Source organism: Massilia sp. YIM B02763 (assembly GCF_030412015.1).
GTDB lineage: Bacteria > Pseudomonadota > Gammaproteobacteria > Burkholderiales > Burkholderiaceae_D > Telluria.
This window is the reverse complement of sequence record NZ_JASNRD010000010.1, coordinates 157,160-173,581: the sequence shown is the minus strand read 5'-3', so window position 1 is coordinate 173,581 and position 16,422 is coordinate 157,160. Positions and strand designations below refer to the sequence as shown.

At 67.4% G+C, this 16,422-nt stretch carries 17 protein-coding genes; 13 read left to right on the top strand and 4 right to left on the bottom strand.

Features of this window, described 5'->3' with window-relative positions:
* Position 1 precedes the first annotated feature (1 nt).
* The 9 genes from QPK32_RS14885 to QPK32_RS14845 all read left to right on the top strand — a co-directional run bounded on the left by QPK32_RS14885 (position 2) and on the right by QPK32_RS14845 (position 8,743).
* Positions 2 to 1,234 carry a type II secretion system F family protein gene (locus tag QPK32_RS14885; protein WP_290413567.1) on the top strand — a complete coding sequence of 411 codons (1,233 nt, stop codon included), beginning with the start codon at positions 2 to 4 and terminating at the stop codon, positions 1,232 to 1,234.
* 188 nt (positions 1,235 to 1,422) lie between these two features.
* Positions 1,423 to 1,890, top strand: coding sequence for a type II secretion system protein (locus tag QPK32_RS14880; RefSeq protein ID WP_290413566.1), 468 nt, complete (start codon positions 1,423 to 1,425; stop codon positions 1,888 to 1,890).
* A gap of 242 nt (positions 1,891 to 2,132) precedes the next feature.
* Entirely contained in the window at positions 2,133 to 3,071 is a 939-nt protein-coding gene (locus tag QPK32_RS14875; protein ID WP_290413565.1) for an agglutinin biogenesis protein MshI, read from the top strand.
* Positions 3,068 to 3,718, top strand: coding sequence for a PilN domain-containing protein (locus QPK32_RS14870; RefSeq protein WP_290413564.1), 651 nt, complete (start codon positions 3,068 to 3,070; stop codon positions 3,716 to 3,718). Before QPK32_RS14875 ends, QPK32_RS14870 begins: the two co-directional genes overlap by 4 nt.
* Positions 3,715 to 4,443, top strand: coding sequence for a type II secretion system protein GspM (gspM, locus tag QPK32_RS14865; RefSeq protein ID WP_290413563.1), 729 nt, complete (start codon positions 3,715 to 3,717; stop codon positions 4,441 to 4,443). The genes QPK32_RS14870 and gspM overlap by 4 nt, the downstream gene beginning before the upstream one ends.
* The gene (locus QPK32_RS14860; RefSeq protein ID WP_290413562.1) at positions 4,440 to 4,844 is read left to right on the top strand and encodes a hypothetical protein; all 405 of its coding nucleotides are present in this window, start codon (positions 4,440 to 4,442) and stop codon (positions 4,842 to 4,844) included. Before gspM ends, QPK32_RS14860 begins: the two co-directional genes overlap by 4 nt.
* A gap of 34 nt (positions 4,845 to 4,878) precedes the next feature.
* Positions 4,879 to 6,696, top strand: coding sequence for a pilus (MSHA type) biogenesis protein MshL (mshL, locus tag QPK32_RS14855; RefSeq protein WP_290413561.1), 1,818 nt, complete (start codon positions 4,879 to 4,881; stop codon positions 6,694 to 6,696).
* On the top strand, positions 6,696 to 7,601 hold the full coding sequence (locus QPK32_RS14850; protein ID WP_290413560.1) for an ExeA family protein: 906 nt from the start codon (positions 6,696 to 6,698) through the stop codon (positions 7,599 to 7,601). Before mshL ends, QPK32_RS14850 begins: the two co-directional genes overlap by 1 nt.
* On the top strand, positions 7,598 to 8,743 hold the full coding sequence (locus QPK32_RS14845; protein ID WP_290413559.1) for a tetratricopeptide repeat protein: 1,146 nt from the start codon (positions 7,598 to 7,600) through the stop codon (positions 8,741 to 8,743). Before QPK32_RS14850 ends, QPK32_RS14845 begins: the two co-directional genes overlap by 4 nt.
* A 7-nt stretch (positions 8,744 to 8,750) precedes the next feature.
* Here the strand turns inward: QPK32_RS14845 and QPK32_RS14840 are convergent, their stop codons facing one another.
* Both QPK32_RS14840 and QPK32_RS14835 read right to left on the bottom strand, forming a co-directional pair.
* On the bottom strand, positions 8,751 to 9,908 hold the full coding sequence (locus QPK32_RS14840) for a pyridoxal phosphate-dependent aminotransferase (RefSeq protein ID WP_290413558.1): 1,158 nt from the start codon (positions 9,906 to 9,908) through the stop codon (positions 8,751 to 8,753).
* A 129-nt stretch (positions 9,909 to 10,037) separates the two neighbouring features.
* Positions 10,038 to 10,487, bottom strand: coding sequence for a putative toxin-antitoxin system toxin component, PIN family (locus tag QPK32_RS14835; protein WP_374046750.1), 450 nt, complete (start codon positions 10,485 to 10,487; stop codon positions 10,038 to 10,040).
* Between the two features lie 61 nt (positions 10,488 to 10,548).
* Here QPK32_RS14835 and yaaA point away from each other — a divergent pair, with 61 nt between their 5' ends.
* A complete protein-coding gene (gene yaaA / locus QPK32_RS14830) occupies positions 10,549 to 11,319 on the top strand; it encodes a peroxide stress protein YaaA (protein WP_290413556.1) in 771 nt (256 codons plus the stop codon).
* Positions 11,320 to 11,456: 137 nt separating this feature from the next.
* Here yaaA and QPK32_RS14825 read toward each other — a convergent pair whose 3' ends face one another.
* Entirely contained in the window at positions 11,457 to 12,296 is an 840-nt protein-coding gene (locus QPK32_RS14825; RefSeq protein WP_290413555.1) for an outer membrane protein assembly factor BamD, read from the bottom strand.
* Positions 12,297 to 12,425: 129 nt separating this feature from the next.
* Here QPK32_RS14825 and QPK32_RS14820 point away from each other — a divergent pair, with 129 nt between their 5' ends.
* Both QPK32_RS14820 and pgeF read left to right on the top strand, forming a co-directional pair.
* Positions 12,426 to 13,430: an RluA family pseudouridine synthase gene (locus tag QPK32_RS14820; protein WP_290413554.1), complete on the top strand. Its 1,005-nt coding sequence runs from the start codon at positions 12,426 to 12,428 to the stop codon at positions 13,428 to 13,430.
* Positions 13,430 to 14,215, top strand: coding sequence for a peptidoglycan editing factor PgeF (gene pgeF, locus QPK32_RS14815; protein WP_290413553.1), 786 nt, complete (start codon positions 13,430 to 13,432; stop codon positions 14,213 to 14,215). Before QPK32_RS14820 ends, pgeF begins: the two co-directional genes overlap by 1 nt.
* Positions 14,216 to 14,230: 15 nt before the next feature.
* Here the strand turns inward: pgeF and QPK32_RS14810 are convergent, their stop codons facing one another.
* The gene (locus tag QPK32_RS14810; RefSeq protein WP_290413552.1) at positions 14,231 to 14,437 is read right to left on the bottom strand and encodes a hypothetical protein; all 207 of its coding nucleotides are present in this window, start codon (positions 14,435 to 14,437) and stop codon (positions 14,231 to 14,233) included.
* Positions 14,438 to 14,485: 48 nt separating this feature from the next.
* On the opposite strand from QPK32_RS14810, the gene phaC reads away from it, so the two are divergent.
* Positions 14,486 to 16,267 carry a class I poly(R)-hydroxyalkanoic acid synthase gene (gene phaC / locus QPK32_RS14805; RefSeq protein ID WP_290413551.1) on the top strand — a complete coding sequence of 594 codons (1,782 nt, stop codon included), beginning with the start codon at positions 14,486 to 14,488 and terminating at the stop codon, positions 16,265 to 16,267.
* Positions 16,268 to 16,422 lie beyond the last annotated feature (155 nt).

The window sequence follows — 16,422 nt, the reverse complement described above, 5'->3', positions numbered from 1 at the left end:
CATGCCGTTCTTCGCCTACAAGGGCCGCAACGCGCGCGGCGAATTGATGCAGGGCGTGCTCGAGGGTGCCGACAGCGGCGCCGTCGCCGACCAGCTGTTCGGCACGGGCGTCACGCCCATCGAGATCAGCCCCACGACCCGCAAGTCCGCCGGCAGCGGCGACGACGGCCTGTGGCAGCGGCTGACGCGCAAGCGCGTGACCTCCCTCGACGTGCAGCTGTTCAGCCGCCAGATCTACACGCTGCTCAAGTCCGGCGTGCCGATCATGCGCGGGCTGGCCGGCCTGCAGGAATCGGCGACCAACAAAAGCTTCGCGCGCGTGCTGCAGGACCTGCGCGAGTCGCTCGACGCGGGCCGCGAATTGTCCGCCGCCATGCGCCGTCATCCCGAGTGCTTCAACGCCTTCTATCTCGCCATGGTGCGCGTGGGCGAGATGACGGGCCGGCTGGAAGAGGTGTTCCTGCGCCTGTTCGACCACATCGAATTCGACCGCGACATGCGCGCCCGCGTGAAGACGGCGCTGCGCTACCCCAGCTTCGTCGTCATCGCCATGGTCGTCGCGATGGCCGTGGTGAACATCTGGGTCATTCCGCAGTTCCAGAACATCTTCAAGACGTTCCATACCGAGCTGCCGTTCATGACGCGGCTGCTGATCGGGACGTCGGAATTCACCAAGGCCCAGTGGCCGTGGTTCCTGGCACTGGCCCTGGGCAGCCATGTGGGCTTCCGCAAATGGACCGCCACCGTGAACGGCCGCCTGCGCTGGGACCGCACCAAGCTGCGCCTGCCCATCGCCGGCAAGATCGTGCACAAGGCCACCATGGCCCGCTTCGCGCGCAGCTTCGCGCTGTCGATCCGCAGCGGCGTGCCCATCGTGCAGGCGCTGACGGTGGTGGCCCAGACCTCGGACAACGCCTACCTGTCGATGCGCATCGAGCAGATGCGCGAAGGCGTCGAGCGCGGCGAAAGCATCCTGCGCACGGCGACCAATGCCGACGTGTTCACGCCTGTCGTGCTGCAGATGATCGGCGTGGGCGAGGAGTCCGGCTCGCTGGACGACTTGATGGACGAGATCGCGATGATGTACGAGCGCGAGGTCGACTACGAACTCAAGACGCTGTCGAGCCAGATCGAACCGATCCTGATCGTGTTCCTGGGCGTGATGGTGCTCGTGCTGGCGCTGGGGATTTTCCTGCCGATCTGGGACCTGGGGGCGGCGGCGCTGCACCATTGACGGTCGCTGGATGTTTACAGGAAGCCACAGGTTCCGGTCGTCCAGCGTTTTCGTCAAAAAAACTTTACTTTCAGTACGTAAAGATTGCTGAAAATCAAGGTAGAATGGGCGACAAGCCGGCGCCGGTCTGAGGCGCGATGAATTTCTAACAAGCACGCGCGGCGAACGCGCACCATTCGGAGGACTGCATGAACAAGAATTTGAAAGCCAGCGCGCAAGGCGGTTTCACCCTCATCGAGTTGATCGTTGTGATCGTTATTTTGGGCATTCTGGCGGCGACGGCAATGCCGAAGTTCATGAACATGAGCGGCGAGGCACGCTTGGCCTCGGTCAAGGCGGCCAAGGGAGCGTTGATGGCAACCTCGACCATGGTTCACGGCAAGGTGCTGGCGAATCCGTCCATCGCCAATAACGGGACCATCACCATCGAGGACGTCACCGTGCAACTCGCCAACGGCTATCCGGACAGCAAAACGATCACCGCAGCCGCCGGGCTGGCCAACGATTACAGTCCTGACATCAACGACCGCGCGGTCACGATCTCGCCGAAAGGCGCATCGAACCCTGCCAAGTGCAGCGTAACGTATGACAACACCGGTGCGGCGGGCGGTCCGATTATCAAGATGAACACTGAATCGGCTGCGGACTGCAACTGATTGCGGCGAGCGCTATCCGGTCTCCGTGGGATCGGAGGCTAACCTGGGCGGCCGTGGAAATCCCCACGGCCGTTTGCATTTATTGTCCGCTTTAACGACTGCGGTGGGACGACAACGGATTACGTGTCCAAACCAAAAATATTTTTCCTGAGTGAAAAATTGGTATCGGCTTTTCGCTACAGTTGAATATAATCAATGCTCTAGCGCATCTATTTAATCTCACCGTTACTCACCGCCGCTGCATGGGTCTTTTCAAGAAAACCAAGAACAACGGAGCCTGGCTAACCCTGTCGCTGCAGCAGGACGGCATCGCCGCCGCCAGCGTGCGCAGGGCGGCAGGCAAGCCGGCGGTGACGGTGGCCGCGTTCTTCCCCGGCCCGACGGGCGCCGAGGCGCTGGAAAAGGCGGGCAAGGAGCTGCACAGCGGGGACTACCGCTGCACGACGGTGCTGGCCGGCGGCGCCTACCAGTTCGTGACGGCCGAGGCGCCGAACGTCCCGCGCGAAGAACTCAAGACGGCGATGCGCTGGCGCCTGAAGGACCTCCTCGATTTTCCCGTCGCCGACGCGACGATCGACGTGCTCGAACTGCCGCCGGGCGAGAGCGCGGGCGCGCGCGCCCAGCAGAGCGTGTTCGCGATCGCCGCCCGCAACAGCACCATCGCGCCGCTGCAGCAGTTGTTCGCCGACGCCAAGGTCAAGCTGCGCTGCATCGACATTCCCGAGATGGCGCAGCGTAACGTGTCGGCCCTGCTGGAAGCGGATGGCCGCGGCGTCGCGATGCTGTCGTTCGGCGAGGACGGCGGCCTGCTGACCGTGTCCTGGCGCGGCGAGTTGTACCTGTCGCGCCGCATCGACGTGACGCTGGCGCAGCTGCTCGAGGCCGACCACGAGCGCAAGCACCAGAGCTTCGACAAGATCACGCTGGAGCTGCAACGCTCGCTCGACCATTTCGAGCGCCAGTTCTCCTTCATCAGCGTGGCCAAGCTGGTGCTGGCGCCGACGGGCGCGACGGGCCTCGAGGAATACCTGTCCAGCAATCTGTACACCCGCGTCGAATCGCTCGACCTGGGCGTCGTGTTCGACCTGCAGGCGGCGCCCGAGCTGCGCGAACCGGCCCGCCAGCAGCGCTTCTTCGTGGCGCTCGGCGCCGCGCTGCGCGACGAGAAGGCGGCCGCATGAGCCAGCAGATCAACCTGTTCAACCCGGCGTTCGAGCGGCAGAAGCACCTGCTGTCGGCGACCGGCATGGTGGCGGCCGCCGGCGCGGCCGTGCTGGTGCTGGCCGTGGCCGGCGCCGTCGTCCATGTGCAGACCGCGAACCTGCAGGTCGAGGCCGATGCGGGCGCCAAGCGTCTGGAGCAGGCGCAGCAACGCCTGGCGGCCGTCACCGCGGAATTCGCCCCGCGCGCCGCCGATCCGCTCGTCGCCACCCAGCTGGCGGACGCGGAAGGCCAGCGCGCGGCGCTGCAGCGCGTGCGCGGCCTGATCGAACACGGCGACCTTGGCAACACCCAGGGCTATGCCGAATATTTCCGCGCGCTGGCGCGCCAGCACGTCGAGGGCCTGTGGCTGACGGGCGTGCGCGTCAAAGGCGCGGGGCTGGACCTGGGCGTGCAGGGCAGGGCGCTTGATCCGGCCCTGGTGCCCGGTTTCCTCGCGCGCCTGCGCAACGAGCCCGTCATGCAGGGCAAGCCCGTGGGCAGCCTGCAGATCGGCCAGGCGGCCGACCTGAAAGGCGTCGACAAGGACGGCAAGGAGACGACGCTGCCCGCGCCCTACGTCGAATTCAGCCTGCAATCGGCGGGCGCCGTGGAGTCCAAGCCATGACGATGAAGCGGCGCTGGCTGGCCTTTTCCGCGCGCGTGGACGCCTTGGCGCCGCGCGAGCGCATCATGGTGCTCGGCGCCGTGATCGCCGTGCTGGCGGCGCTGGGCTGGACGACGACGCTGGGGCCGGCGCTGCACAAGCAGGAAGTGCTGCGCCGCCAGATCGCCCAGCAGCGCGACGCGCTGGCGGGCATCGAGGCCGAGACGGCGCACAAGGTCGCCGCCGGCCGCGACGACCCGGACGCGCCGCTGCGCGAGCGCCTCGCCACCACGCGCAACGACAGTGCGCGCATCGCCGACCAGCTGCGCGCCATGCAGAAAGGCCTGGTGGCGCCCGAGCGCGTCGCGCCGCTGCTGGAAGCGATCCTGCGCGCCAACGGCAAGCTGAAGCTCGTTTCGATGAAGACGCTGCCGGTTGGGTCGCTCAGCGACATCGCCGCGCAAGCCGACGATGCGGCCGCCGACGATGCGAAGGCGAATGCGCCGGTGGCCAAGCCCGAGGCCAAGCCGGCCCCCAGGGCACCCGACCTGCTGTACCGCCATGGCGTCGAACTGACGGTGCGCGGCAGCTACCTCGACATGGTCGACTACATGACGACGCTGGAGGCGCTGCCGACCCAGCTGTTCTGGGGGCGTGCCCAGCTCGACGCCGAGCAGTATCCGAACGTGCGCCTCACCCTTACCCTGTACACCCTGAGCCTGGACCCGAAATGGATGAAGCTGTGAAGCCGACGAACACCGTGACGCGCCGCGTGCTCGTAGCCGGACTTGCCTGGCTGCTGTGTGGCGGCGCGGCCGCCCAGGCGCTGCAGGATCCGACCCGGCCGCCGGCCGGCGCCATGGCCGTGGCTTCCGCCCCGTCGGCGGCGGCCAGCGGCCCCCAGCTGCAGACCATCCTGATCGGGCGCGGTCCCGGAGGCCGCCACCTGGCCGTCATCGACGGCGAGACCGTGCGTCCCGGCGACACCTTCCGCGGGGCGCGCGTGGCGCGCATCGCCGAGAACGAGGTCGAGCTGGCGAACGGGCGCGAACGCCGCGTGCTGCGCCTGTACGCGCCGGAGGCCGCCAAGGGCGGCATGACGCCGGTTGCGCGGCCCGGCGCGCTGGCCCAGGCCACCACCCGTTGAACGAGCAAGAACGCGAGCAAGACCGATGAAGACGATGCGACCCTCCCGCCCCCATGCCTCGATCGGCGCGCTGCTGGCCGCCGCCATCGCCATGGGCGGCTGCCAGACCCCGCCCGCGAACACCACCTACGACAACATCCGCAAGGAAGTCGAGGAGGCCGCGAAGCGCCCCGTCGCCGCGCCCGCGGCGCTTGCGGACAACGCGGCCGTGGCCGACGCGCTGCTGCCCCCGGCCGCGGCGCTGGCGAACCAGCTGCCGAAGGCGCGTCCGGCGCTGGAGGAGCGCTTCAATGTCTCCTTCAACAACGTGCCGGCGCAGCAGTTCTTCCGTTCGATCGTGGCCGGCACGCGCTACAACATCCTCGTGCATCCGGACGTTTCCGGCACCATCACGGCCAACCTGAAGGACGTGACACTGCCCGAGACGCTCGATGCCGTGCGCGAGATGTACGGCTACGACTACAAGATCGAAGGCACGCGCATCTCGATCAAGCCGCTCACCATGCAGACCCGGATGTTCCGCGTGAACTACCTGGTCGGCAAGCGCCAGGGCGCGTCGAACACGCGCGTGACGTCGACGTCGGTGGCCAACGCCGTGGGCCAGAACGGCAACAACGGCTACCAGAACAACGGCTTCGGCAATCAGAACGGCCAGGCGAACAATAACGGCAACAACGGCAACAATCCGAACAACCCGAACGGCCAGAACGCCTACCAGCTGGAGAGCACGGACGTCAGCACCTCGTCCGAGAACGACTTCTGGGGCGACCTGAAGAAATCCATCGAAGCGATCGTCGGCTCGAAGGAGGGCGGGCGCAGCGTGGTCGTCAGCCCGCAGTCGGGCGTGCTCGTGATCCGCGCGATGCCGGACGAGCTGCGCAACGTGGACGCCTACCTGAAGGCGACGCAGCTGGCCGTCGACCGCCAGGTGATCCTGGAAGCGAAGATCCTCGAGGTGGAGTTGAACGACAGCTTCCAGAGCGGCGTGAACTGGGCCTCGTTCGCCTCGATCAGGAGCAGCCACGACAACCGCGTCTCGGGCGGCATCGTCGCCCCGGGCGCCACGCTGACGCCGCTGCCGTTCGGCGGCGGCCAGCCGGCCGTCATCACCGATCCGTCCACAGGCCTGTCGGCCAGCAGCGGCTTCTCGCTGTCGAACGCGGCCACGACGGCGGGCTCCATGTTCGGCCTGGCCGTCCAGACCAGCAATTTCGCCGCGCTGATCTCGTTCCTGGAAACCCAGGGCAACGTGCACGTGCTGTCCAGCCCGCGCGTGGCGGCCGTCAACAACCAGAAGGCCGTGCTCAAGATCGGCACCGACGAATTCTTCGTCACCGGCGTGCAGACGACGACCAACACGACCACCACCGGCAACACGACGTCGCCGAGCGTCACGCTGCAGCCGTTCTTCTCGGGCGTCGTGCTGGACGTGACGCCGCAGATCGACGAGCGCGGCAACATCCTGCTGCACGTGCACCCGTCGGTGAGCCAGGTCTCCACCGTCACCAAGCTGATCGACCTGGGCACGGCGGGCAGCCTGAAACTGCCGCTGGCGGCATCGGCGACGTCGGAGCTGGACAGCATCGTGCGCGGCGCGAACGGGCAGGTGGTCGCCATCGGCGGCCTGATGCGCCAGTCCTCGACCAACGACGTCTCCGCCGTGCCGGGCACCACCAGCGTGCCCGTCCTCAGCACCCTGTTCGGCCAGAAGAAGCGCGTGAACCAGAAGCGCGAGCTCGTGGTGCTGATCAAGCCGACCATCGTCGAAGGCATGGGCAACTGGAACGACGACCTGCTCGACACGGGCCGCCGCATCGAGCAGCTCGATCCGCGCCAGCGGGGAGCGCGCTGATGTACACGGCGCACTTCGGCCTGCGCGAGCTGCCGTTCGGGATCACCCCGGACACCAGCTTCTTCTTCGGCAGCCCGGGCTCGCAGGAAGCCTTGAACACGCTGCTGGTGGCGGCGCGCAGCGGCGAGGGCTTCATCAAGATCACCGGAGAAGTCGGCACCGGCAAGACGCTGTTGTGCCGCAAGTTCCTGTCCACGCTGGGCCCGGAATTCGTCACCGCGTATATTCCGAACCCGTACCAGGAGCCGCGCGCGCTGATGCTGGCCCTGGCCGACGAGCTGGAAATCGCGCTGGAGCGCGACGTCGACCAGCATCGCCTGCTGAAGTCCATCACGGAGCGCCTGATGCAGCTGGCCGGCGACGGCCGCCAGGTCCTGCTGTGCATCGACGAGGCCCAGGCCATTCCCGTCGAGAGCCTGGAAGCGCTGCGCCTGCTGACGAACCTGGAGACGGAAAAGCGCAAGCTGCTGCAGATCGTCCTGTTCGGCCAGCCGGAACTGAACCGCAAGCTGGAACTGCAGTCGATCCGCCAGCTCGCCCAGCGCATCACCTTCCACTACCACCTCGGCCCGCTGTCGCGCGACGACCTCGACTTCTACCTGGCGCACCGCCTGCGCGTGGCCGGCTTCGGCGGCGCGCGCCTGTTCTCGCGCGCGGCCGTGGCGCGCCTGTACCGCGCCAGCGGCGGCGTGCCGCGCCTCGTGAACATCCTGGCGCACAAGGCGCTGATGTTGTGCTACGGCCAGGGACGCCAGCAGGTCGAGCGCCTGCACGTGAACGCGGCCGCCAGCGACACCATCGCCACCAGCCGGCGCGTTCCGCGCTTCGCCGCCTGGCGCCAGGCGGCGGCGGGTGCGCTGCTGGCCGGCGTGGTCGCCGGCATCACATGGGTGTGGATGCGATGAGCCTCATTAACAAGATGCTGCAGGACCTGGACGCACGCGGCACCCCCGCGGGCGAGGCGTATCCGATGCCGGCCCGGCCGGTGGCGCGCGAGGAGCGGGCCGTGCCGCTGCGCGCGGTGGCCGTTGCGGCGGGCATCGCCGTGGCCGGCGCGGGCGGATGGTTCGGGTGGCAGCAGTACGCATCGCGGCCTGCCGGCGTGCCGGCAATCGCCGCGCAGCCGGCCGTCGTCGCGCAGCCGACGCCGGTCGTGCCCGCGGTGCAGGCCGTGCCGGAGCCCGCGCCGTTACCGCCTGTCGCGCACGAGGCAGCGGCACCGGCGCGCGAGGAAGCCGCGCCTGCGGCCGCAACGTCAGCGGTACCCGCGACGCCGGAGGCCCCGCGCGGAAAAACCGTCGAGCCGATGGAGCCGGACGGCCCCGAAGCGCGCGAGGCGCGGCGCGTCATGACGGCCCTGCTGGCGGCGCGCCAGGCCGCGCCGGCAGCGATGCCCAAGGCGGTCGCGCGTGCCGCCGCTGCCCCGCGGCCGGCCGCCAAGGACCAGCGCGCCGCCGAACCGCACAGGCAGCAGGCGGGCGCGTCCCGTCTCGCCGAGGCGGCCTACCGCCGCGCGCTGGACCGGTTGCAGGACGGCCGCATCGGCGAGTCGGTCGCCGCCCTGGAAGAGGCGCTGCGCATCGAGCCGGGCCACGACGCGGCGCGCCAGACGCTGGTGGGATTGCTGATCGAGGACGGCCGGCCGGACGAGGCGATGCGCCAGCTGGAACTGGGCCTCGCGCGCGATCCGCGCCAGCCGGCGCTGGCGATGCTGCTGGCACGCCTGCAGATCGAGCGCGGCGGCAGCGGCATCGACACCTTGATGCGCACGCTGCCGCATGCCGGCAGCGACGCGGACTACCACGCCTTCCTGGGTGGCGCGCTGGAGCACCAGCAGCGCCACCGCGAAGCCGCCGAACAGTACCAGGTGGCCGTGCGCGGCATGCCCGCCAACGGCGTGTGGTGGATGGGCCTGGGCATCGCCCTGCAGGGCGACAAGCGCAATGCCGATGCGCTGGACGCGTTCCGCAAGGCGCGCGCCAGCGGCAGCCTGAGCGCCGAACTGGCGGCCTTCGTCGACCGCCGCATCCAGCAGCTGGGCGGCTAAGGCCCGCTCAGATCTTCGCCAGACGCTCGAGCGCCAGGTTCAGCGTCTCGTCCTTTTTCGCGAAGCAGAAGCGCACGATGCCCGACTCCGTCGGCCGGCTGTAGAAGGCCGACACGGGGATCGCCGCCACCTTGACCTCGCTGGTCAGCCACTGCGCGAATTCCGCTTCCGGCAAATCCGAGATCGCGTCGTAGCGCACGCACTGGAAGTAGGTGCCGTCGGCCGGCAGCAGCGTGAAGCGCGTGTCCGCGAGAGCGTCGCGGAACAGGTCGCGCTTCTTCTGGTAGAACGCGGGCAGCTCCAGGTAGGGTGCCGGATCGGCCATGTAGGCGGCGATCCCGTGCTGCATCGGCGTGTTCACGCTGAACACATTGTACTGGTGGACCTTGCGGAATTCCGCGCTCAAGGCTTTCGGCGCGGCGACGTAGCCGATCTTCCAGCCCGTCGTGTGGTAGGTCTTGCCGAAGCTGGAGACGACGAAGGCGCGTTCGGCCAGCACCGGATGGCGGCTGACGGACGCGTGTTCCTGGCCGTCATAGACCATGTGCTCGTAGACCTCGTCGGACAGCACGAGGATGCGCGTATCCGCCACGATCGCGGCGAGCGCGTCCAGGTCGGCGCGGCGCAGGATGCTGCCGGTCGGGTTGTGCGGCGTGTTCACGACGATCATGCGGGTGCGCGGCGTGACGGCGGCGGCGACCTCGTCCCAGGGCACGCTGTAGCCGTTTGCTCCCAGGCGCATCGATACGGGCACCGGCACGCCGCCGGCCAGCGCGATCGACGGCTGGTAGCTGTCGTAGCAGGGTTCGATGACGATGACCTCGTCGCCCGGATGCACGGCGCACAGGATCGCGGTGATGATCCCCTGCGTGGCGCCGGCCGTCACGGTGATCTCGCTGTTGGCGTCGTAGGCATGGCCGTACAGCGCGGCGATCTTGGCGGCGATGGCATCGCGCAGGGGCTGGATGCCCGTCATGAACGGATACTGGTTGTGGCCCGCGCGCATGGCGGCGGCGACGGCGTCGACCAGGCGCGGGTCGCAGTCGAAGTCGGGGAAGCCCTGGCCGAGGTTGACGGCGCCGTGCTGGTTGGCCAATGCCGACATCAGGGTGAAGATGGTGGTGCCGACGGCCGGCAGGCGCGATTGCAGGTCGGGTGTGGTCATGGCGGAAAGTGGGGCAAATGGATGTTCGCACCGTCGTCCCTGCGCAGGCAGGGACCCAAGTACTGCGTGCTTTACGGCGGCATCAGCAACATTGGGTCCCTGCCTGCGCAGGGACGACGCGGTGATGGTTCAGACCTTATATTCTGCCACGGCCGCGGCATCCAACTTGACCCACGCCTCGGGCGTCATGATGCGGAACAGGTTCTCGCGCGCGGCGCGGCGCGCCAGTTTCAACAAGGCCTTGTCCTTGGTGACGAGCACGGTGGCGTTGGCGTCGCGCGCGATCTCGAGGAATTTCTGGTCGTCGCGGTCGGTGCAGACGGGCAGGCGGATGGCGCGCGAGTCCGGCGCCACGACCTCGACCAGCGCATCGAAGCGCGCGGCCGCACGCGGGCGGCTGGCCTCGTCCAGCGGCAGGTGCGGGTAGTTCAGGACGAACAGGTATTCGTCGCGGCAGTCGGCGCGCGTGACGGCTTTCACGCGGCCGGAGGAGAGCGCGTCCAGCAGGGGCGACCAGCGCGGGTCCTCGAACACGAACAGGTCGAGACAGACATTGGTATCGATGACGATGTGTTGCACGGAAGAGAGTATCATGGAGGCAATTTTACCCGCTGCATCGTATTTTCCCGCCTTTCTTTTTATGTTGATCGTCCTCTCTCCCGCCAAATCGCTCGACCTTGACTCGCCCCCGACCACCGACAAGCACACGACGCCCCGGTTCATCGACCAGGCCGCAGAACTGATCAAGGTACTGAAACCGTATTCGCCCGCGCAGGTTGGCGCGCTGATGTCGATTTCCGACCAGCTGGCCGTGCTGAACGTGACCCGCTACGCCGACTGGCATCCGGACCACGCGACGGCGCGCCAGGCGGTGATGTCCTTCGACGGCGACGTCTACACGGGGCTCGATGCGCGCTCGCTCGATGCGAAAGGGCTCGACTACCTGCAGCGCCACGTGCGCATCCTGTCCGGCCTGTATGGCCTGCTGCGTCCGCTGGACGGCATGCACCCGTACCGCCTGGAGATGGGCACGAAGCTCGCGAACCCGCGCGGCAAGGATTTGTACGCGTTCTGGGGCGAGACCGTCACGCAGGCGCTGAACGCGGACCTGGGGGAGGCCAAGGCGACCGCGCTGGTCAACCTGGCGTCCGAGGAGTACTTCAAGTCGGTGAAGCCGAAGCTGCTCGACGTGCCGGTCGTTGCACCCGTGTTCGAGGACTGGAAGAACGGCAAGTACAAGATCATTTCCTTCTTCGCCAAGCGCGCGCGCGGCATGATGGCGCGCTACGCGGCCGACCACCGCATCACGGATCCGCAGCAGTTGAAGGAGTTCGATGTCGACGGCTATGCGTACGACGCGAGCGTGTCGACGGAGAAGGAGTGGGTGTTCAGGCGGCGGATCGAAGCATGATCAGCTTGTGACGACGTTGTCCCTGCGCAGGCAGGGACCCAATTTTTACGTGGCCTGATGGCGTGCCGTACTTGGGTTCCCGCCTCCGCGGGAACGAAGGTCATAAAAAATGCCCGCATCGCGCGGGCATTTTCTTGTTACTTCACGGCGTCCTTCGGACCCGGTTGCGAGCCCCACTTGGCCCAGAACTTCCACCACGGCGCATCGCCCGTGCCCTTGCCGCCCATGAAGCGGCTGTCCGGGTAGTTCTGGTTGAACACGCGCTGCGTGTCGTCGCGCAGTTCCGGCATGCCCAGCTTGTCGTAGCAGCGGATCATGATGAACAGCGCTTCCTCGCGCGCCGGCGACTGGGTGAACTGGGTGATCGCGCCTTGCGCGCGGTTCAGCGCGGCCAGGTAGGCGCCGCGGCGATAGTAATAGTTCGCGACGTGGACTTCGTACTTGGCCATCGCGTCGACCAGGTAGTTCATGCGCTCGCGCGAGTCCGGCGCGTATTTGCTGTTCGGGAACTTGTCGACCAGTTCCTTGAAGGCGGCGAAGGCTTCGCGCGTCGCCTTCGGATCGCGCTCGGACGGGTCCTGCGAATAGATGAAGCTCAGGAAGCCGATCTGGTCGTTGAAGTTGATCAGGCCGCGCAGGTAGTACATATAGTCCACGTTCGGGTGGTTCGGGTGCAGCTTGATGAAGCGCTCCACGGCCGCCAGCGCCTCGGCCGGATCCTGGGCCTTGTAGTGGGCGTAGGCGATTTCCATCTGCGCCTGGGCGGCGTAGGTGCCGAACGGGTAGTTCGATTCGAGGCGTTCGAACAGCTTGATGGCGGCTTCGTAGTGGCCGCCGGCCATTTCCTCTTGCGCGTCAGCGTATAATTTCGATGCTGACACGTTCTTGTTTTCGTCGGTTCTCTCCGGTAACAAACCGCAAGCGGACAAACCTAGCAGGGCGCCAGTCACTACCAATACAGACAATTTTTTTTGCATAAGCGTTTTGCAAGAGAATTTTACCGAGAGGGCGTCGACCGATTCCGGCGCGCCCTGAGCATCAACGAACGGCTGATTATAGCCGATGGAACTGACGTGATATTACCTGCTGCGCCGAATTCGGCGGAAATGCCTTTTGATACCGACCTGGACGATGATCTGGACACCGAGCTGGACACCGGCTCGGGCGCGCCCGACTATTCCCCGATCACCCTCGCGCTGGAACCCGCGCACTGCGGCCAGCGCCTGGACAAGGTCGTGGCCGGCCTGGTGCCCCAATTCTCGCGCAGCCGCCTGCAGCAATGGTTCGACGAAGGCCACATCACCGTCGACGGCAAGCCGGCCAAGGGCAAGGGGACGGCCTACGGCGACGAGACCGTCGTCGTGACGCCGCAGCCGGCGCCGGAAGACACGGCCTTCGCGCCGGAAGCGATGGCGCTGGACATCGTCTACGAGGACGACGCGATCATGGTGATCAACAAGCCGGCCGGCCTGGTCGTGCACCCCGGTTCGGGCAACTGGTCGGGCACGCTGCTCAACGGCCTGCTCGCGCATTGCCCGCAACTGGTGTCGGTGCCGCGCGCCGGCATCGTGCACCGACTGGACAAGGACACGAGCGGCCTGATGGTGGTCGGCAAGACGCTGGAAGCGCAGACGGACCTCGTGCGCCAGCTGCAGGCGCGCACCGTCAAGCGCGAATACCTGGCGCTGGTGTGGGGCACGCCGCGCCCCTACGGCACCATCGATTCGCCGATCAGCCGCGATCCGAAGGACCGTGTCAAGATGGCCGTGTCGAACGCCCCGATGGCCAAGCCCGCGATCACGCACTACGAGCTGCTGGAGTCGGGCGAGCTCGATCGCCGTCCCGTCAGCCTGGTGCAGTGCCGCCTGGAGACGGGCCGCACCCACCAGATCCGCGTGCACATGCAGTCGCTGGGCTACAGCCTGGTCGGCGATACCGTCTACGGCAAGCAGCACCTGCGTTCCTTCTTCCACCGCCAGGCGCTGCAGGCGCGCCGCCTGGGCCTGACGCATCCGGTCACGGGGGAGCACGTCGAATGGGTCGTGCCCCTGGCGGCCGACTTCGCCGAGCTGCTGGAACAGGCCGGCATCGCGGAACCGGAAGCCGCCTGATGGACAGCCTCTTCGCCGCCGGCGGCGTGCTGGTGCCCGACTGGCCCGATGCGCCGGCCACGATCGGCGCGCTGGCCACCACGCGGCGCGGCGGCACGAGCGCCGCGCCCTGGGACGACGGCCGCGGAGGCGGCGGCCTGAACCTGGGCCGCCACGTGGGGGACGACCTGCAGGCGGTCGAGGCGAACCGCGCCCGTGTGGGGGCGCTGCTGCCGGGCCGGCCCGCCTGGATCGCCCAGGTGCACGGCTGCGACGTCGTCGACGCCGCACTGGTCGGGCCGGACGCGCCCGTGCAGACGGGCGACGCCAGCATCGCCACGCGGGCCGGCATCGTGTGCGCCATCCTGACGGCCGACTGCCTGCCGGTGTTGTTCGCCGACCTGGACGGCAAGGTGGTCGGCGCCGCCCACGCGGGCTGGCGCGGCCTCGCGGGCGGCGTGCTGGGAACGACGGTGGCGGCCATGCGCCGCGCCGGCGCCGGCGAGATCACGGCCTGGCTCGGGCCCGCGATCGGGCCGGACGCCTTCGAGGTCGGGCCGGACGTGCTGGCCGCGTTCGAGGTGGCCTTGCCCGGCGAGGCGGCGCAGGCCTTCCGTCCCTATCCGGGGCGCGAGGGCAAATATCTCGCCGACATGAACGCGCTGGCGCGGCGCATGCTGGCGCGCGATGGCGTGAGCCGCGTGCACGGCGGCGGGCGCTGTACGGCCAGCGAGACGGACACCTTCTATTCCTACCGCCGCGACGGGGTTACCGGCCGCCAGGCCAGCCTGATCTGGATCAAATGATCCGCTTGCGGACGCTCATTCCTTCGGGCGTTCGCCGCTATGCTGCGAGTCTTTGTCCGCCGGCCGGCGCCGGGTGCGCCGCCCCGCGCCCATGAGGTAGAGCACGAGCGATAATGGCAAGACACCGTAGCCGAAAAAAGTCATAATGCCCCCAACAACAGTGGGCTCAGTCGCCGCCATCAGGGTTACGACGTACATCCATCCTATGGCCACGATCCACATGCGATTCTCCTGCTGCTTGATCAACCGATTCTACACAATGGATGCCCGATGAATTCGACCGACGCTTCGCAGATGTTCGCCGCACCCTGGATGTTGCAGTTCGCGCAGTTCAGCGATCCCGCCGCCTGGCAGGCGTGGATGCAGCTGCCGCAGGGCGGCAACGGCGCAGGCCAGGCGGCGGGAGCGATGCCGGCGCCGATGCTGCGCATGCTGGGCGATATTGGCGCCAGCCTGTCGCCGGCCAAGCTGGAAGCGCTGCGCGACGACTACCTGAAGAAGGCGATGCAGCTGTGGCAGGATTTTATCTCCGGCAAGCTGCCCGAACTGCACGACCGCCGCTTTGCCGCGTCCGAGTGGACGGCGAACCCCATGTCGGCCTACAGCGCCGCCACCTACCTGCTGAATTCGACCTTCATGCTGGCGCTGGCCGACGCCGTCGAGGCGCCGCCCAAGGAGAAACAGAAGATCCGTTTTGCGGTGCAGCAGATCGTCGATGCGCTGTCGCCCGCGAACTTCCTGGCGACGAATCCGGAAGCCCAGCAGAAGATGCTGGAGACGAAGGGCGAGAGCCTGACCAAGGGCCTGCAGAACATGCTGGCGGACATGCAGAAGGGCCGCATCTCGCAATCCGACGAATCGGCGTTCGAAGTGGGGCGCAACGTCGGCGTCACGCCGGGCACGGTCGTGTTCGAGAATGCGCTGTTCCAGCTGATCCAGTACACGCCAAGCACGCCGACCGTGCACGCCGTGCCGCTGCTGATGATTCCGCCCTGCATCAACAAGTACTACATCCTCGACCTGCAGCCGGAAAACTCGCTGGTGCGCTATCTCGTCGAGCAGGGCAATACCGTGTTCATGATGTCGTGGCGGAACCCGGACCAGGGCCTGGCCGGCACCACCTGGGACGACTACGTCGAGCAGGGGGCGATCCGCGCGCTGGACGTGGTGCAGGGCATTTCCGGCCAGGAGAAGGTGAACGTGTTCGGCTTCTGCGTGGGCGGCACCATCGCCGCGACGGCGCTGGCAGTGCAGGCGGCGCGCGGACGCCACCCGGCCGCCAGCCTGTCGCTGTTCACCACGCTGCTGGACTTTGCCGACACGGGCGTGCTCGACGTGTTCGTCGACGATACCCAGGTCATGCTGCGCGAACAGCAGCTGGCGCGCGGCGGCCTGATGCCGGGGCGCGACCTCGCCACCACGTTCTCGTCGCTGCGTCCGAACGACCTAGTGTGGAACTATGTCCAGCAGAACTACCTGAAGGGCAAGACGCCTCCGGCCTTCGACCTGCTGTACTGGAACGCCGACAGCACCAATTTGCCTGGGCCCATGTACTGCTGGTACCTGCGCAATACCTACCTGGAAAACAAGCTGAAGGTGCCGGGCGCGCTGACGGTGGCCGGCGTGCCCGTCGACCTGGGCAGCATCGATTGCCCGACCTTCATCTACGGCTCGCGCGAAGACCATATCGTGCCCTGGGAGGCGGCGTTCGCCTCGATGGGCTTGCTGAACCCGAAGAAGGGGCGGGCGGCAGGCAAGCCCAACCGCTTCGTCCTGGGCGCCTCCGGCCACATCGCCGGCGTGATCAATCCTGCATCCAAGAACAAGCGCAGCTACTGGGTGAACGAGGCCGGCGGCAAGAACCGCCCGAAGACGGCGGCCGAATGGCTGGCCGGCGCCGAGGAAAAGAAGGGCAGCTGGTGGCCGGAATGGGCGCGCTTCCTGGCCGAATACGGCGGCGCGGACGTGGCGCCGCCGGCCCGGCCGGGCAGCGCGGATTACGCGGCCATCGAGCCGGCGCCAGGCCGCTACGTCAAGGAACGCGCGGATTGATCGCCACGCATTGGAGATTGATAAAAAAATAACGGACTTGCACGCGATACAATGCGGAATATGCTGCGTCGCAGTGCACAACGTGGTATTTTTAGGAATATCCTCTTGGAATCGGAGACGCCACGAACCCGTTTCGTGGATGCCAGATAATAAAT

Excerpts from the sequence above, each read along its gene's own strand:
- QPK32_RS14825 (WP_290413555.1), bottom strand. The coding sequence starts at position 12,296 with ATGCAAAAAAAATTGTCTGTATTGGTAGTGACTGGCGCCCTGCTAGGT.
- QPK32_RS14870 (WP_290413564.1), top strand. The coding sequence starts at position 3,068 with ATGAGCCAGCAGATCAACCTGTTCAACCCGGCGTTCGAGCGGCAGAAG.
- QPK32_RS14840 (WP_290413558.1), bottom strand. The coding sequence starts at position 9,908 with ATGACCACACCCGACCTGCAATCGCGCCTGCCGGCCGTCGGCACCACC.
- phaC (WP_290413551.1), top strand. The coding sequence starts at position 14,486 with ATGAATTCGACCGACGCTTCGCAGATGTTCGCCGCACCCTGGATGTTG.
- gspM (WP_290413563.1), top strand. The coding sequence starts at position 3,715 with ATGACGATGAAGCGGCGCTGGCTGGCCTTTTCCGCGCGCGTGGACGCC.
- QPK32_RS14875 (WP_290413565.1), top strand. The coding sequence starts at position 2,133 with ATGGGTCTTTTCAAGAAAACCAAGAACAACGGAGCCTGGCTAACCCTG.
- QPK32_RS14885 (WP_290413567.1), top strand. The coding sequence starts at position 2 with ATGCCGTTCTTCGCCTACAAGGGCCGCAACGCGCGCGGCGAATTGATG.
- yaaA (WP_290413556.1), top strand. The coding sequence starts at position 10,549 with ATGTTGATCGTCCTCTCTCCCGCCAAATCGCTCGACCTTGACTCGCCC.
- QPK32_RS14810 (WP_290413552.1), bottom strand. The coding sequence starts at position 14,437 with ATGTGGATCGTGGCCATAGGATGGATGTACGTCGTAACCCTGATGGCG.
- QPK32_RS14820 (WP_290413554.1), top strand. The coding sequence starts at position 12,426 with ATGCCTTTTGATACCGACCTGGACGATGATCTGGACACCGAGCTGGAC.
- mshL (WP_290413561.1), top strand. The coding sequence starts at position 4,879 with ATGCGACCCTCCCGCCCCCATGCCTCGATCGGCGCGCTGCTGGCCGCC.
- QPK32_RS14880 (WP_290413566.1), top strand. The coding sequence starts at position 1,423 with ATGAACAAGAATTTGAAAGCCAGCGCGCAAGGCGGTTTCACCCTCATC.
- QPK32_RS14850 (WP_290413560.1), top strand. The coding sequence starts at position 6,696 with ATGTACACGGCGCACTTCGGCCTGCGCGAGCTGCCGTTCGGGATCACC.
- pgeF (WP_290413553.1), top strand. The coding sequence starts at position 13,430 with ATGGACAGCCTCTTCGCCGCCGGCGGCGTGCTGGTGCCCGACTGGCCC.
- QPK32_RS14845 (WP_290413559.1), top strand. The coding sequence starts at position 7,598 with ATGAGCCTCATTAACAAGATGCTGCAGGACCTGGACGCACGCGGCACC.